The following is a 14,616-nucleotide window of genomic DNA, read 5'->3' as shown; positions in this document are numbered from 1 at the left end:
TCCCGGTTCCTTGGGCCTCGCCGAATCCGGAGGAGTGTTTGGTCCGATGCCCGAGGGAAGCACACTCGCGCCGTACCAGGATGACAGCGACGAGAAGGCCGGCGGCGTGAAAAGCTATTTTGACTTGTCGAAGATAACGACGAGCAACATCGATTACATCACGCTCAAAAACGGCCAGGTGATAGACGTTCGCGGTTTGGACACGATGAGCGAATACAGCGACGCGCAGGTTGCCAATGAAGAAATAATCGTAGACGTACGCAACCTCTTCGAATGGTCGCACATGCTGGTTTTGCCGCCATATCCCATATACATCGAAGATTTCTGGTACGCGGAGATTCCGCTTCACGTTCCCGGTGTTCCCAATCCCATTCCTACCAAGCTGTACTATCAACTTATGGATTTCAGGCGCGTACTCGGCAGGCGGATCGCAGTCATTGACATGTCCGGGCTTGTGGAATTCGACCAATACTGGGAACGCCGCGACGAAATCGGCAAGACCTGGGAAAAGAAATATCGGGCCTTCGGCACGATGGGCGTTTCCGCAAGGTATATGTTCGACGTGGACAAGAAGGAAATCTTCGCAATCGCCCGTCCGCCGATGGACCTCCCTCAATATTATCGCGGCGGAGGCATGCCGATGATGCCCGGCAGCGCGGCGGGATTCGGCGGAATAGGCGCGCTTCTTGAAGCCGCTTGGGAAATGCCTCATCCCGGCTTGGCGGTCAGCACGCGGATGCGCTTTTTCACAAAGTTCGAAGACAAGCGCAAGCTGCGCACCTCCGCCAAAAAAGAACCCGAGTTCGTCCGCAAGTACATCGAAGTCAACTACTTTGCGCAGGCTGAAGCGGAGTAACAAGGGGAATTCCAATCCTTTTCGCCAGCGCGATGCCGTCAGGTATTTATCCTATAACCTGGGTACTGCTGACCGTTCCGGTGCTTTTCGTGGCGGCTACTGTTGCGCTGTTCGTGCGCTACCGCGGCTGGCGGGCGTTCAACCTGGGATTCGAGGATGACAACGGCTTTTTCGGATCGCCTTGGGCGGAGCGCGAGTTCATCCTGTCTCAATACCGGCAATTCCAGGAGCACACCGAAAAGATCAACCGCATTGTAAGGCTCAAAGGGCATGTCGACGCCCGGGAGCGCAGGCACGACACGGTGCTGCGCGACCTTGTTCAGACCAAGCAATTCGGGCACGCCGAGGCTTACCTCACGGCGATGATTTCCCTTTGCAAAGAGCTCCGGGATTTCGACGGCGAGATTACTTATATGACCTACCTTGACCGCGTGCGCAAGTTCGCCGAAGAAGAAGCTTCGGGCAGATCGCATTCCGGTTGAGATTGTGACCGACGAGCTTAAAGATATCGAATTGAAATTTCGGCGGCTTTCGGCCTCCATCTCGGACGAAATTCCCGCGCCTCTTTACCTTCACTCGCTTGGCGTTGCGCGTACCGCCGCCGGATATTTGCTTGCCGAAGACAAGAAGTCGGCCGTGGGGGCGTATCAGGCGGGTCTGCTTCACGACATTGCCAAGCCGCTTCCGCCGGAAGAGCTGTTGAGACTTTGCGGCGATTTTGGTATCCTTATCACTTCGATTGAACGAAGCAGCCACTGGTTGCTTCATGCCAAAGCGGGTGCCGAAATCGCCCGGATTAAATTCGGGGTGGCCGATCCCGAAATACTGGAAGCGATTCGGTGGCACACGGTCGGCAAGCCCGGATTATCCAAAGTCGGACTGGCCGTCTACCTGGCCGACGCCGCGGAGCCCGGAAGGGAGTTTCCCGGCGTGGAACGAATACGCGCCGCGGCGGATGTTTCGCTGATTCAGGGATGCGTTGCGGCGGTAAACGCAAGCTTGTTTTATGTAATTGAAAGAGGTTGGATGATCGATCCGGCGTCCGTGGAGTTCAGGAATTGGCTCCTGGACCAGGAATCCGGATCGACTGGATAAAGATGTCGAAAGCAGGCGACAAAAACCTTGTGTCCCCCGATTTGGATTGGGTTCCCATTTCGGACGCCGTGGTTCAAAGAACCGCACCCAACTACCGCGCGAAGTTGTTCAATTGGCGCAAAAGGCGCAGGCGCAAGGCGCTTTTTCTTTTCGGCGCGTATTTTGCGCTTTTCGTGATCACCTTCACCGCCAGTTTCGTGCTTTTTTCCGGTTTGCGGATGAGCGACGAGACCCGAACCGGCCTGATTTCATACATTTCCGGCAAACTGGGCGGGATGGTGTTTGCCAAGGAGCCGCCGCTTCCGCCGGTTTTCGACGGCAAGCGGGATATACACATCCTTCTGGTCGGCCTGGACAAGGAGCCGCCGCACCGCAGCGACAGCGTGCTGGTAGCGCACATAGACCTTGTTACGTACCAGACAAGAATACTTTCCGTGCCGCGCGACCTGCGCGTCGAGATGGCGAGCGAATCCGGCGGGCGCACCAGCGACAAGTTGGCGCACGCATACGTTTACGGCGGCGTGGATAACGTCAAGGGCGCGGTGGAAAACCTGCTGGGAATTGGAATTGACCATTACGCGATAGTCAAAATCGAGGGTCTAGTCCAGCTGATCGACCTAATCGGCGGAATCGAAATCGACGTCGAAAAGGACATGCGCTACCGGGATCGCGCGCAGGGCCTAAAGATAGATCTGAAAGAAGGGCTTCAGCATTTGAACGGCGACGACGCCGTGGATTATTCCAGGTTCCGCCACGATGCCGAAGGAGACAACGGCAGGATGCGCCGTCAGCAGCAGGTCATCCGCGCGATAGTGAAGGAGATCAGGCGGCCGAGAAACTTGGGCAAGCTTCCAGCGGTGCTTGCAATGGCTTACGAAGGAAAGCTTGTTGAAACTGACATGCGTGTGGACCAGTGGCTGGCGCTCAAGGATGCGGCGGAAGATTTGACCCCTGACAAAATACAGACGATGACGCTGTTTTCCGAGCCGGACATGATCGGCGGCATTAGCTATCAGATTGTGAAAACCGAGGATCTGTACGAGGCCATCGCGTTTCTTGCGGACTTGACTCCCCCAGAGCCGGAAATCGCGGACGGCGCGGCCGCCGATTCAACCGTTCCCGTTCAAGCAGGCGGTGATTCCGGCGGAGATGAGGAGCCGGTGGAGTTCGAAGAATCGGGATTCTAGTTTTTTCGCCTTGCCGCAATCCGGCACTCCTTGCAAACACCGGATATCTTCAGCATGTGGCTTTTTGGGGTGAAGCCGCGCTCCTTGCAGATTTTTTCCTGGAGACGTTCGATTTCCCGGCTTTCAAATTCGATAACCTTTCCGCATTCCTCGCATACGAGGTGTTCGTGGTGAAGCCGCGCCGCCGCAAGCTCGTATACCGCTGCTCCGTTTCCCAGCTCCATCTTCCTGACCAGTCCGGATTCCACCAGCAGTTCCAGCGTTCTATACACTGTCGCTTTGCCGCATTTGATTGCGCGCAGGTTCGCGGTGCCCAGCAAGCCGGAAGCGTCGAAGTGCACGGGCAACCGGGAAACGACCGCCAAACAGACCGCCCGTCGCTGGCCGGTCATACGGAGACCCCTCTCCCAAAGGTACTTTTCGAAAGAGGATATAACGGAATCCGCGCACAACTGAAGCTTGGTTTTCATAATTGAAATTCCATTATATCCGCGTGTTAGACTGACGGCGATGTCCGCTGGCGGAATCGGAGCGGTGGAGTCCGGGCGTGCGCTCAAGAAGCGCACCGCCGTACTTAGCGTGATAGTTACCGCAGCGCTCACCGCTTCAAAGCTCGTAGTCGGTATTCTATCGGGAAGCCTGTCGATTCTGGCGGAAGCCCTGCACAGCTTTCTCGATTTCATCGCCGCGTCGGTCGCGTATACAAGCGTGCGGAAGAGTGCGGAGCCGGCGGATGCCGGGCATCATTACGGACACACGAAATTCGAGGCGCTGGGCGCATTCATAGAAGGAATATTGATATTTCTTCCGTATCTTTTGGTGCTGATCTACGCGGTGAAGAACTTCGGCGCGGTAAAGATCAACGAGGAGTTTCTCGGTTGGGGTATCGCCCTCATGGCGGTAAGCGTAGTCGCAAATTTGGCTGTCGGGTTGAGATTGTCAGGCGTGGGTGCGCAGACGAACTCTCTGGCGCTGAAGGGCGACGCGCTGCATCTTATGAGCGATGCCGCGACGAGCATCGCGGTTTTGCTGGCGCTTTTGTTGGTAAAGGTTACAGGCGTGAGTTATTACGATCCCGCGATAACCATACTTGTAAGCGTTTACATCATCGTGCTTGCCTTTATTTTGATGTTCCGGTCGGGTCAGCAGCTTGCCGACGCGGCTCCCAGGGAAGAGTCTGAAATTCGGAAAGAGGTCGAAGAGATACTTTCCGGCTTTCCCGGGTTCATCTTCGAAGCTCACAATTTCCGGTGCCGCGGGCAGCGCCCGGACTACTTCATTGATTTCCATCTGGTATGTTGCCGATATCTGACGCTGGAAGAGACCCACGATTACTGCGACAGAATCGAGGACGCAATCAGGGGCAAGTTTCCGGGAAGCGACATCACGATTCATACGGAGCCATGCGACGAACACGAATCCTGTCCCGGTCCTGAAGGACGTAAAGAATGCAAGTTGGGCCACGCAAAAACAAGAACTTGAATCGCAGGAAGTCATCCGTGGAAGCGCGCGCGATTTCGGTTGCGGGTCTAAAAATCCCATGGGAAAGGCTGGTCGTCGGCGTTCACCCGCTCGAACTGGCTGCCGATGCCGGATTGCTCGAATTCGCGGTGGCGGCGGGAGACGATAAGCGCGCTGAAATCGCGAGGCTTTTCGATACGTCCGGAGTCAAAACGAGGCGGATCGAACGCGCGGAATTGGACAATCTTGAGCTTCCGGATGGACATCAAAACGTGTTTGGGGCGATTCGCGAACTTCCCAATCAGGATCCGGTGGAAGCGGTTCCGGAAAGCGGGCGCGCGCTTGTCGTATTGCTTGACGGGATCACCGATCCGCGGAACGCGGGAGCAATCGTGCGGAGCGCGGCCGCGGTGGGAGCGTCCGCTGTCGTGCTTCCTTCCCACCGGTCAGCACAGCCGGGGCCGGTTTTTTACAAAGCGAGCGCGGGGCTTGCGTTCAAAATTCCGATATGCCGCGGCCGCAACCTCTCGCAGGTGTTGGACGAGTTGGCGCGCCGCGGATTCTGGAGCGTGGCCGCTGCTGCCTGCAAGGATTCCAGCTCGGGGAGGAAGTTCAAATTTCCCGAGCGCTGTGCACTCGTATTGGGCGGGGAGGACAAAGGCATCCGCCAGAAACTCGCCGGACATTGCGATCATTCGGTGAGTATTCCGATGGTTTCCGGGATTGAATCGCTGAACGTCGCGGTGGCCGCGGGGATTCTTGCTTACAAATGGGCGCAAGATAACGGCGTGTTCGAATGGTGATCAAGCTCGTTCGCCCGTCGAATCCGCCGGCCGGAATTCCGGGGCGCGCCCGCCCAAGTTTGCGAACAGAAATATAAGCGCGAGCGACATCGCCGACACTGCAAGCTGAAAAACCGCGCCCGCGCGCCCGGCAAATGCCACCAGAGAAGCCGCGGGGCCGTATGGATCCAAAAGCAGGAAAAAATCGTTTGCGGCGGAGCTGGTTCCATATCCGCCCGCTGACGAAAATGCGACAAACAACGCCGTGACTGTCGCCGCAATTGCACCTCTTTGAATAGACCCGATGCGGGAAAATGCAAGCGCAATTCCCGTACCCGCTGCGCCGAGCAGCAAAAAAACCGAGAGGATCGCAAAGCCTTCCGTTTGGTCGGCCGCGCCCAAAACCGCGATGGCGCCCGCCAGCACCGCCCCGGGCAAAATGAAAGCGGCGGCCGCGCCGGTGGAAAAACTTCGTATTTTCCATCCAATTTCGCTTTTGGCTCGGACATTTTCGCCGGCGCGCGCGAACAAATAAGTAACCGCAATCACGCCCCAAAACGCGGAAGAGACCAGCAACGCGCCCGCAAGCCCCGGCAGATCCGCGGCCGGAACGCTTACACCTCTTAACGGATTCTCCGATAGAAACAGCGGGATGGCCGTTCCCCAAACCGCGATTGAAGATACGGCCACTGCAGCCGCCGCCGCAAAGTCCTCTGAACGCATAATCTTAATCAATAGCGAATAAAGCTCGGATGCAATCCAAATAAGCCCGGCGAAAAGCAGTTGGACTCCGGCAATCATGACCAAAAGCAATGCGAGAGTCACTGCGCCGTCGGCATACGAGGAAATCCCGAAAAAAAGTCCGAGTCTGTCCGGATTCGTGGCAAGCCCCGCGCACCTTCCTGGATTGAGAGGCAGAAGAAGCTGCGACAACGGGTGCGACCAGCCCGGCTCCCCGTGCGGAAAGTAAGCCGCAGACGTCGCCAAAGGGAAAAATAACATCAGAAATGGCGCAGCGGTGAATCCTTTTCTTCTTGCGCAGGCCGCGGCTTCGCCGACCAATGCTCCCGCGCCTCCGACGACAAGTGTGATTATCGCAAGATTAAGCAAAAGGTAAACGGCGATTCTTGGCACGAAAGTATTGCTTATTCCGAACTCCGGCAGAGCCGTGCAAAACCTTACCAAACCCGGCGCAACCGCGGCGATGCAGAGCAGTGCATTGCGAATGAAGCTTTCCAAGACGCTCCAAAAGCCGCGCTCCGCCGACAGGTTTGAGTGCCGTGCAAGCTTGATGCCGACATCCACCGAAATAAACGCCAGAATGGAGATGAACGCGCGATCCCAGGACTGCACGAAAATTTTTCCGACCTGCGAGCGGGAATAAACGTACGCGGAATCCGGCGCAAGCCACCATACAAGCAAATCAGCGGCCAGGAAAAGCAATCCCGCCAGGAAAGCGGCCGACATCTGCGGAAACAGACGGGGAACAACACTTCGAAAATGCGCCCAAAGATTCCAGCCGGATTCAATGAAAACAAATCCTTCGGTAGCGCCCCCGCCGGACTTGCGCCTGGCGGACGGCGGCCCGGGAATGGGCCGATCAGCTTTCATTGCCGCTCACCGAATCCGCTGCGCCGCAATGTTCAATGATCGTCAAATCGCTTGTATCGGATTCGAATCCAGCAAGCCCCCAAGGCGCGCCGACGTATCGGGAAGCAAATATCGTTCCCGTTCCCCCGAAGCTGCGCAGTACATCCATCAAAGAAACATCTTTGATTGGTCGGGCGACGCCGAAAACATGCGGACCGTTGTCCGCTTGCTCCTGCCTGGCAAGCCTTCCCAAGCGGTTTTTATACATTGTGCCCAGCATCCAAAAAACCGGATCGCTGCCCGATGTGATTATGCCCACCGTTCTCCACAGCGTAGAGGGTTGGGGGGGAACAATTTCCACTTCGACGGTTTCTCCCGGTGTAATGTTTCCTAGCGATATAAGTCTGTCGCCTTCCGCGACGAAAACTTCAGAAAGAGCCTGCTCCGAGCCGTTATGGAAAGCAATGCGCCGGGGGACGCCGTCCGCAACTTCCTCAATGTTTATCGGGAACTTGCCAGAAGATTCCGTTCTCACCTCTACCCTGGTCAATTCCAAAAAAGAAGCCGGCGATTTGACAACCACTCCGCGTTCGGTCAATTCGTACGACCATGCATTGTCCGCGAACGAATCATCGAATTTTAGAATTCCGACTCCGGCAATTTTTTCGTCATGCGGAATTTCGATTAACGTGTCAATCGGTCCAACAAAGTATGCCATCCTTGTGACAAGCTTGCTGTTTATAGTCGCATCCTGCACAATGGAAGTCACCGTTTTCGGCAAAGGGGTCGCCTTCGCTCCCGATATGGCAATGGCCGATCCTGCCAGCAGAATCGCTCCCGCAATGAATCCTCTGACGCCGCGCATAATGAAGGCAAGCGGCGCGCCTATCGCTGCCAGAATTATCGCGGCGGCCGTGCCCAAAATTGCGCGCGATCGCACCCTTCCGTTCGTTTTCATCGAATAATCGGACGGCACCGAAAGCGGTTGCCCGCTTTCCGACACAATGCTTTCGCTCAAGACTTTTTGGGCGGGAAGGTTTGTCCGTTCCAATAAATAACGCGCCGCAAGAAATTCGAGATTCGGCCTGCGGCTGACTTTTTCCAGATTGGATAGCGTAAGCCCGATGTCTCCAAGATGAATAAGCTGCGGAACAACCGGCGGCCTGATGTCCACGGCGTAAGTGGGTTGGAGTATGGTCTCTGCCTTGGAAATTGCCGCATCGCCGACAAGAGACGATGAAGGCGCATTCAGCCTGGCAATCGAGTCTGAAGCCAGTTTAAGCACCAATCGTAGAGCAGATTCCAGTGAGTCGCCGCAGGAAAAAACACGGCGGGTCTCCCGCATTTCATCGGGGATTTTCCCGCAGAAAACAACGGGAACTCCATATAACGGAAGCGCGCCGACAGCCGCTTTCGCTTCTGACCGCATTGCATTCCAGCTTCCCGGAGTTAGTGAAACTCCGGCGAAATCTTTGAGAGGGCGCGCGGTGCCGGGCATTTCATCCGGGGCAATCCGGAAGACCGAAATCGTCAGTCCCCGCTCACTCAAAGTCTCGGGCGAATCTGTTTCCGGCTCGCATACCGCAAGCATATACAGCCGAGACGAATCCAACGCGACAACCGCCAAATTCTCCGGCCCATATACGGTCTTTCCCGCATTGTCCCGAATCAGCGCAACCACTTCAAGCCGTTCACCGTCGAAACCCGAAACATCAACCGGAAGCTCCAGGAGCACCGGTGAACCATTGAATGAAAAGCTTTTGCTCACGCTTGCGGAAAAGTCCCGGCTGCTTGCACTTTTCGCTTCAGCCCAGTATTTTCCCGGCGGAAGCGACATTTCCTTCAAATCGTAAGTGACGATCAGCGGCGTTGGGTCGCCCAGTATTCCGTCAACCGGAAACAGGCCTCCGGCGGCGGGAAGCTTGCGCGATGGGTCAACAAGCGGGGTTAGGTGGCCGGAAATGCCCGCTTTCACGACGATCCTTGCCTGATTTGTTTCGGCCCAGGTCTCATAGCCAGGCAAAACGAGTGCGGAAAGGATTAGGACAACAGCCAAACAAGCTGGAAAACGCTCCATCAAAGCGATGATAACACAGGGAATCGAGCCGATTCGGCCATAAAATGCAGCGTTTGACGGAGTCGGCCTGTCGCGAATGCATCCGCGCAAAAAAAAACCCCCGGAAGCCGGTACTTCCGGGGGAAGAAGCGATGAATCCATCCAATTCCCCGCATCCTCGAATTAATTAGACCCAGGTTTCCGGAAAAGGTTCCCGAAAAAGCGCGATTTTAAGTTAAACCTCTTGCCGGTTTTTAAAGATGTCGCGGCTCCATGCCGCGTACTCCAGTTCGACAAGGCGCGCTACTCCTCGTCGTCGAGAAGGATTATCAGCTTGTTTTCCCCGGTGGCGGGATCCCACCTGTAAAGCGAGCTTTTGTTCTCCTTGTCGTGGCCGAGATACCAAAGATATTTGCCGCTTCGTCCCCAAAACACGCTTTGAACGTCCACGCCTTCCGCACTCACCCTGCCCAGCTTGGATTCATCCATTTTGAACCTGGCCAGCCAATCCGGTTGTCCCTGCTTTGGCTTTTTCGTGTTCGGATCGTAAGTGGTGAAAGTAATCACCGGATCGCAGCCCTTGGGCACCCATTGGACCGCGATTGTCGAAGCAATGTATTTGCCTTTTTCCGCGGGCTGCTCCCAGATCACCTTGGGCTTGGGCCGCACGCCGACCAAGTCCATCTCTACCAACTGCCATTTTCTGGAGCCCGCCACCAGGCTTGATGGCGATCCCCAGGTACCGTATTCGCCCGCCATAAGAAGCTTTCCGTTTTCCAGCTTGAACGCCTGTCTTAGCTGAAGCATCTTCATTGTGCCGGCCTTGCGGTTAACGTCCGGATCGCTGTACCAGAGAATCTCGGCTTTTTTCAGCGCTTTGTTGTAATTGACTATCGCGTCCGTCAGCCTGAACTTGTAGCCTCCGCCGAGGTCACGCGACATGAAATGGATAAGTCCGGTCGTGTTTTGCCCGTCATGCCGGAGCATAACCCCCATGTACGCCATTTGCATTTTTGACGGATCCTGCCGGATTTCGTAGTAGTCCGCAAAGTCCTCGCTGAAATTGGAATACTTGATGTACGAGTACCACTTGAGTTCTTCGTTATACATGTGGTAGAGCGAGTTGGAAGGGGAAAAATCGGTTTTCGATTTTTCCAGAAAAGGCCCGTACACTCCCTGGAAATCCATCACGTCGTAACCCGACAATTCGTTCGGAACAATGTGCTGAATTGTGCCAAAGAACAACGTCGGAGGCTTTGTTCCTACGTAGTCTTCCGCGATCGCCTCGCTGTCCTGAATACGGTAGGGAGCAAACTTGGGCGGATCCATTCTGAAAAACGCCGACTTGTTGTTTTGGGTTTGCGGATCGAAATACGTCAAAGGAAACACGCACCACGGCTGGCCGGCAGTAGGCCAAATTTGATACGTTGGCCAGTTCTGTTCGGTGCGCCATGCGAAAATCGGTTTTACAACTCCATTCTGGCTCACCGAATACGCAACGTTGAGCCGGTCGGAAACCACGTTGCTTTCCGTGATTTTGACTTTCATCCCCTTAAGAGGCATTCGTCCGTTTGCGACTAGAATCACCTCCGGGCCGGGCCGCTGCATGAGCGACTTGTATCCGAAGTACCCAAGCACCGCCAATACGATGATCCCGAACGCGATCCACGCGCCCTGGCCGCCGTCACGTCTCACTTCTCTCGCTACGCTCATCGGCTCCCTCGCCAGATTTAGGTAATGGAAGTGTAATTACTATTGCTGAAAAAAGCAATGGCCGCGCAGCCGCGCAAAAGCGCTCCCCCCCTATGTACGCATTGGATTCCCCGCTAAGGTCTGATTGCGGCAGCCACCACGATTCCGCAGGCGATCACGACGCTCGCAAGTATTATTCCGATTGGGATGTTGCCTTCCTTAACCATCTTCCACTCGTCCACCCCTGGTGTCAGGAGTGTGAAAAGTTTCAGTGTGATTGCAAGGCCGAGCCCCATTCCGACGGAACCCACAATCGCCCAGCCGAATGTGATCAAATACGCGGTGGCGAGCTCTGCAAAATTCCAGTTGTCCACGGACGAATTCTAACAAATCTTTGCGGGCGCCAAAAGAGATTCAGCGCTGCAGACGCAATTTTATGCGATATTATGCGCGGTGCTTTATCGCATTCAGGAATCAGGTTACGCAGATGCGTTTGAAGCTGTGCTTGGCAGCGGCAATCCGCTTGTGCTGAATTTTTGCAGGCTCTCCGCGCCGCTCCATCCGGAAGTTCCAAGGCCGGCCGTGCTTGTGGACAAACCCGCCGATCCACGCATCGCCATAATCTGCGGGCAGGACTGGATAACCGGCCATGCGTCCGACAAGTCGCTTTGGCTGCCGGCAATGCGCTCAATCCTGCTTGGGGAAGGGGAATTTCCCAAAGATTTTCCATCCAGAGGTGTGTGGCAGCCCAGGGAGGCGCCGGATGGAGTAGCTCCCGGCACGCCTTATATGTTCATCAGCCAGACCGAGGTTGCGGCCGCCGTCGCAGCCCGCGAGGCGGGTTTTCAAATCGACAGGCCCGGCTTCGATTTCGTTCATGGAGCCGAGCTTTGGTACTTCAAGGGCGAGCCAAGGTTTAGCGACCGCGTGAAACACGAATGCCGGCTGGGAAACGGACTTGAATTACTGGAGAAGTTGCGGGAAACCTGGCCATACGGTGATAAAGAAGGCAAATACATAAAACATTGCCTTGAAAGCGGGCCGTCCTTCGTATGCGAGCACGGCGGCGAGCAGGTAAGTTGGAGCGCGACTCATTTGTCGCGGACAATGGCGATGATCCACACACCGGAGCATCTGCGCGGGAAAGGCTACGCGTCCAGCCTGGCTGCGTTTCAAGTGGACCATATGCTTGCCGTTGACGGGCAGGCCACCGCGCACATCTGGCACGAAAACCACCCCAGTCAGGCGCTTCTTAGGAAGCTCGGAGCAAACAAGCTCGAAGGTTACTTTTGTTGGATATTGGCCTACTTTCCCGAATACAGGTGGACGCCTTTGCGATGAACCGCCGCTTGGGCGCCTTCGCCAAGACCTCGGCCAGTTAACAATTTGGCAATGGAATATAGCCTGTATAAATCGTGACTGCAGGCCGGTAAGTTCAGTCCGGAAAACCCGTTCGCAATGCCACTTATGTCGCTGCTTTTATGAATTTGTGAAATTTTATCAAGCTTGCGTTTTGAAGGGTAATTTTCCGGTTTTCGGCAATTGCGCTTGCAAATATCTTGTATTCGGGTAGAATAGTGTCAGTCGCCCAGGTTTAAAACCCGTTTCCCCCCCCGACAGCGGGTTGACCTTGGGTGACAGTGTATTTATCCGATGCGGCTGATCCCTCGGCCGCTTTTTTTTTTTTTTTTTTGCAACGATCCGCCTTCCTGCTTTCAAAAAAGATTTGCGGTGTAAAATTCAAAGGGAGGCGGTTGAAGGGGTCCGGTGGCCCCCGCGGTCTTCAAAACCGTTGGCCCGGTTGTGCCGGGCGGGAGGTTCGACTCCTCCCTCCGCCGAGGAACGCCAGCTCAGGAGCGCCCGCTCCTTTCGATAAACTCGCGCACCTCGTCCGCCGCAGGCAAGCCTCCGCGCGCTCCCAATTCCCTGCATTTCATTGCGGCAGCCGCGTTCGCGAATTCCAGCCGCTCGACGAATTCATATCCGCTTAATTCGGCGTAAATGTACGCTCCGTGGAAAACGTCTCCCGCGCCGGTCGTATCGCGGGCTTCCACCGCGAACCCGCGGGATTCCACAATCGCGCCGTCGGCGTCGCGCCCGATACATCCGTCCGCGCCCAGCGTAATCGCGCAGAATTTCGCTCCATACCCTGCAAGGCGGACAAGCGCTTCTTTCGGATCCGATGAAAGCCTGCTGGCGAAATCGCGGCTTGCAATTACCGTGTCGGCAAGAGACAACAACTCCTCGGTACCGTCGCGCCAGCTGCCCGCGTCGAACATAATCGGCCGTCCGGTTTGCTTGAACTCCTTGGCCAGCTTCAGCGATGCGGGAAGCTGATGTCCGTCAATATGCAGGTACGCTCCGGTTGCGATCCACTCCGGTTCCAGCCACGCCGGCTCTACTTCGCGGTTTTCCCCTTTGTATACGACTATGGTCCGGGTTGCATCTTCTTTACACGCGATGACTACCGACAACGGAGAGCGGGTTTCCCTATCCATAAATAGGTGCGTGCATTCGATATCGCGGCGCAGGAGGTCGCGCCGGGCAAACTGGCCGAATATATCGGTGCCCATGCGTGAAACGATGGCGGTGCGCACTCCCAGCTTTGCAAGAGCGGCCATCGCGTTCGCGGCCGGGCCGCCGCCCTGAATTTCGAGCCTGTCTATTTCCGTTTTGCGGTCAAGCGCGGGAAAGCTGCCGAAGGGGCAGATTATGTCCACTGTGCAATGACCCACTCCGATTACCTTGCCCAAATCGCTCAAGCCGGCACCTTCGGCGGAAAACCGCCGACGCGGATTTTATCCGCTATACTTTTGGTTATGCAAGATTGCACCAATTCGTACGGTTTTCGCGTACCCGACAGGAAGCCGGCCTTCGAGGATTCCCTTTCGGAGGCCAAATACTGGCAAGCGGAGGAGGGCGGCTCGGTCAGATGCGGGCTTTGTCCGCGCAGGTGCTTGATTAAGGGTGGCGAGCTGGGATATTGCGGAATCAGACTCAATCTCGAAGGAGCTCTTTTCACAACCGTATATGCCAGGCCGGCGGCTGTCGCGGTCGATCCCATCGAAAAAAAACCCCTGTACCATTTTCATCCCGGATCCAAGACGCTTTCGGTTGGAACCATAGGATGCAATTTGAAATGTGTCCATTGCCAAAATTGCGACATATCTTATGCGCGCTATGAAGCTGACGTCCTTGCGAGGACGTCCCGGATATCGGCCGCGGAACTGATCGCGCTGATAGCATCCACCGGTTCGCGCGGTATCGCCTTCACTTACAACGAACCGACGATTTGGGTTGAATACGTGCTCGATGTTTTTGCTGCGGCCAAGGAAGCCGGATATTACACGGCACTTGTAACAAACGCTTACATAGAGGATAAACCGCTTTCCGATTTGCTGAAAGTGACCGATGCATACCGTGCGGATTTGAAATTCCTGAATCCCGAGTCCGCCAGAAAAATTGCCGGCTTTGCCGATACAAAAATAATACTAAAGCGCATCGAAAAGGCCGTGCGCGCCGGAGCGCATGTCGAAGTTGTGACGAATATAATCCCCGGTTACAACGACTCGCCGGGCGAGCTTGGGCAAATGGCCAAGTGGATTTTTGCAGAGTGCGGCCGCGAGACTCCCTGGCATCTGACGCGGAGCTTCCCGCAGGAAAATTGGCGCGTGCCGCCGACTCCGATGGAAACGTTGCGCAAGGCAATTCAGATTGGCCGCGACGCGGGGCTTTCGCACGTGTATCCCGGGAACGTCGTCGGCATGGATTCGGACACTCTGTGTCCTAATTGCGGTGCGATAGTAATCGAAAGGGACGGCTACAGCGCGCGCGCGAGATCCCGGCTTCCATATTGCGGACAATGCGGATACAGGCTGAATATAGTCGCTTGATGGG

At 55.7% G+C, this 14,616-nt stretch carries 14 protein-coding genes; 8 read left to right on the top strand and 6 right to left on the bottom strand.

Annotated features, from left to right (window positions below; genetic code table 11):
* Positions 1-46 precede the first annotated feature (46 nt).
* From HRF49_11110 to HRF49_11095, 4 genes are all read left to right on the top strand, one after another.
* Positions 47-856 carry a hypothetical protein gene (locus tag HRF49_11110; protein MEP0815195.1) on the top strand — a complete coding sequence of 270 codons (810 nt, stop codon included), beginning with the start codon at positions 47-49 and terminating at the stop codon, positions 854-856.
* 89 nt (positions 857-945) lie between these two features.
* On the top strand, positions 946-1,338 hold the full coding sequence (locus HRF49_11105; protein MEP0815194.1) for a hypothetical protein: 393 nt from the start codon (positions 946-948) through the stop codon (positions 1,336-1,338).
* A 4-nt stretch (positions 1,339-1,342) separates the two neighbouring features.
* A complete protein-coding gene (locus HRF49_11100; protein ID MEP0815193.1) occupies positions 1,343-1,951 on the top strand; it encodes an HD domain-containing protein in 609 nt (202 codons plus the stop codon).
* Entirely contained in the window at positions 1,915-3,138 is a 1,224-nt protein-coding gene (locus HRF49_11095) for an LCP family protein (GenBank protein ID MEP0815192.1), read from the top strand. The genes HRF49_11100 and HRF49_11095 overlap by 37 nt, the downstream gene beginning before the upstream one ends.
* Here the strand turns inward: HRF49_11095 and HRF49_11090 are convergent.
* Positions 3,135-3,608, bottom strand: coding sequence for a transcriptional repressor (locus HRF49_11090; protein ID MEP0815191.1), 474 nt, complete (start codon positions 3,606-3,608; stop codon positions 3,135-3,137). The genes HRF49_11095 and HRF49_11090 overlap by 4 nt on opposite strands.
* Before the next feature lie 40 nt (positions 3,609-3,648).
* Here HRF49_11090 and HRF49_11085 point away from each other — a divergent pair, with 40 nt between their 5' ends.
* Together HRF49_11085 and rlmB are read left to right on the top strand one after the other, a co-directional pair.
* Positions 3,649-4,620, top strand: coding sequence for a cation transporter (locus HRF49_11085; GenBank protein ID MEP0815190.1), 972 nt, complete (start codon positions 3,649-3,651; stop codon positions 4,618-4,620).
* A 17-nt stretch (positions 4,621-4,637) separates the two neighbouring features.
* Entirely contained in the window at positions 4,638-5,402 is a 765-nt protein-coding gene (gene rlmB / locus HRF49_11080; GenBank protein ID MEP0815189.1) for a 23S rRNA (guanosine(2251)-2'-O)-methyltransferase RlmB, read from the top strand.
* Here rlmB and HRF49_11075 read toward each other — a convergent pair whose 3' ends face one another.
* From HRF49_11075 to HRF49_11060, 4 genes are all read right to left on the bottom strand, one after another.
* On the bottom strand, positions 5,403-6,992 hold the full coding sequence (locus tag HRF49_11075; protein ID MEP0815188.1) for a hypothetical protein: 1,590 nt from the start codon (positions 6,990-6,992) through the stop codon (positions 5,403-5,405).
* A complete protein-coding gene (locus HRF49_11070) occupies positions 6,982-9,027 on the bottom strand; it encodes a hypothetical protein (GenBank protein MEP0815187.1) in 2,046 nt (681 codons plus the stop codon). Before HRF49_11070 ends, HRF49_11075 begins: the two co-directional genes overlap by 11 nt.
* A gap of 303 nt (positions 9,028-9,330) precedes the next feature.
* Complete coding sequence (locus tag HRF49_11065; protein ID MEP0815186.1) at positions 9,331-10,740, bottom strand: hypothetical protein; 1,410 nt, start codon at positions 10,738-10,740, stop codon at positions 9,331-9,333.
* A 113-nt stretch (positions 10,741-10,853) separates the two neighbouring features.
* A complete protein-coding gene (locus HRF49_11060) occupies positions 10,854-11,015 on the bottom strand; it encodes a DUF350 domain-containing protein (GenBank protein ID MEP0815185.1) in 162 nt (53 codons plus the stop codon).
* Positions 11,016-11,172: 157 nt separating this feature from the next.
* Here HRF49_11060 and HRF49_11055 point away from each other — a divergent pair, with 157 nt between their 5' ends.
* The gene (locus tag HRF49_11055) at positions 11,173-12,060 is read left to right on the top strand and encodes a hypothetical protein (protein ID MEP0815184.1); all 888 of its coding nucleotides are present in this window, start codon (positions 11,173-11,175) and stop codon (positions 12,058-12,060) included.
* A 509-nt stretch (positions 12,061-12,569) separates the two neighbouring features.
* On the opposite strand, the gene HRF49_11050 is transcribed toward HRF49_11055, so the two are convergent.
* Positions 12,570-13,481 (bottom strand): hypothetical protein, encoded by a 912-nt coding sequence (locus HRF49_11050; protein MEP0815183.1) that lies wholly within the window; start codon positions 13,479-13,481, stop codon positions 12,570-12,572.
* A gap of 51 nt (positions 13,482-13,532) precedes the next feature.
* Between HRF49_11050 and amrS the strand changes: the two genes are divergently transcribed.
* The gene (gene amrS / locus HRF49_11045) at positions 13,533-14,612 is read left to right on the top strand and encodes an AmmeMemoRadiSam system radical SAM enzyme (protein ID MEP0815182.1); all 1,080 of its coding nucleotides are present in this window, start codon (positions 13,533-13,535) and stop codon (positions 14,610-14,612) included.
* Positions 14,613-14,616 lie beyond the last annotated feature (4 nt).

It is taken from the genome of bacterium (assembly GCA_039961635.1).
Classification (GTDB): domain Bacteria; phylum 4484-113; class 4484-113; order JAGGVC01; family JAGGVC01; genus JABRWB01.
This window is presented reverse-complemented; position numbering and strand designations above follow the sequence as displayed.

What these genes read in the sequence shown, in the direction of transcription:
- HRF49_11110 (MEP0815195.1), top strand. Translation starts at nt 47, where the DNA reads ATGCCCGAGGGAAGCACACTCGCGCCGTACCAGGATGACAGCGACGAG.
- HRF49_11090 (MEP0815191.1), bottom strand. Translation starts at nt 3,608, where the DNA reads ATGAAAACCAAGCTTCAGTTGTGCGCGGATTCCGTTATATCCTCTTTC.
- HRF49_11085 (MEP0815190.1), top strand. Translation starts at nt 3,649, where the DNA reads ATGTCCGCTGGCGGAATCGGAGCGGTGGAGTCCGGGCGTGCGCTCAAG.
- HRF49_11075 (MEP0815188.1), bottom strand. Translation starts at nt 6,992, where the DNA reads ATGAAAGCTGATCGGCCCATTCCCGGGCCGCCGTCCGCCAGGCGCAAG.
- HRF49_11065 (MEP0815186.1), bottom strand. Translation starts at nt 10,740, where the DNA reads ATGAGCGTAGCGAGAGAAGTGAGACGTGACGGCGGCCAGGGCGCGTGG.
- HRF49_11060 (MEP0815185.1), bottom strand. Translation starts at nt 11,015, where the DNA reads ATGGGGCTCGGCCTTGCAATCACACTGAAACTTTTCACACTCCTGACA.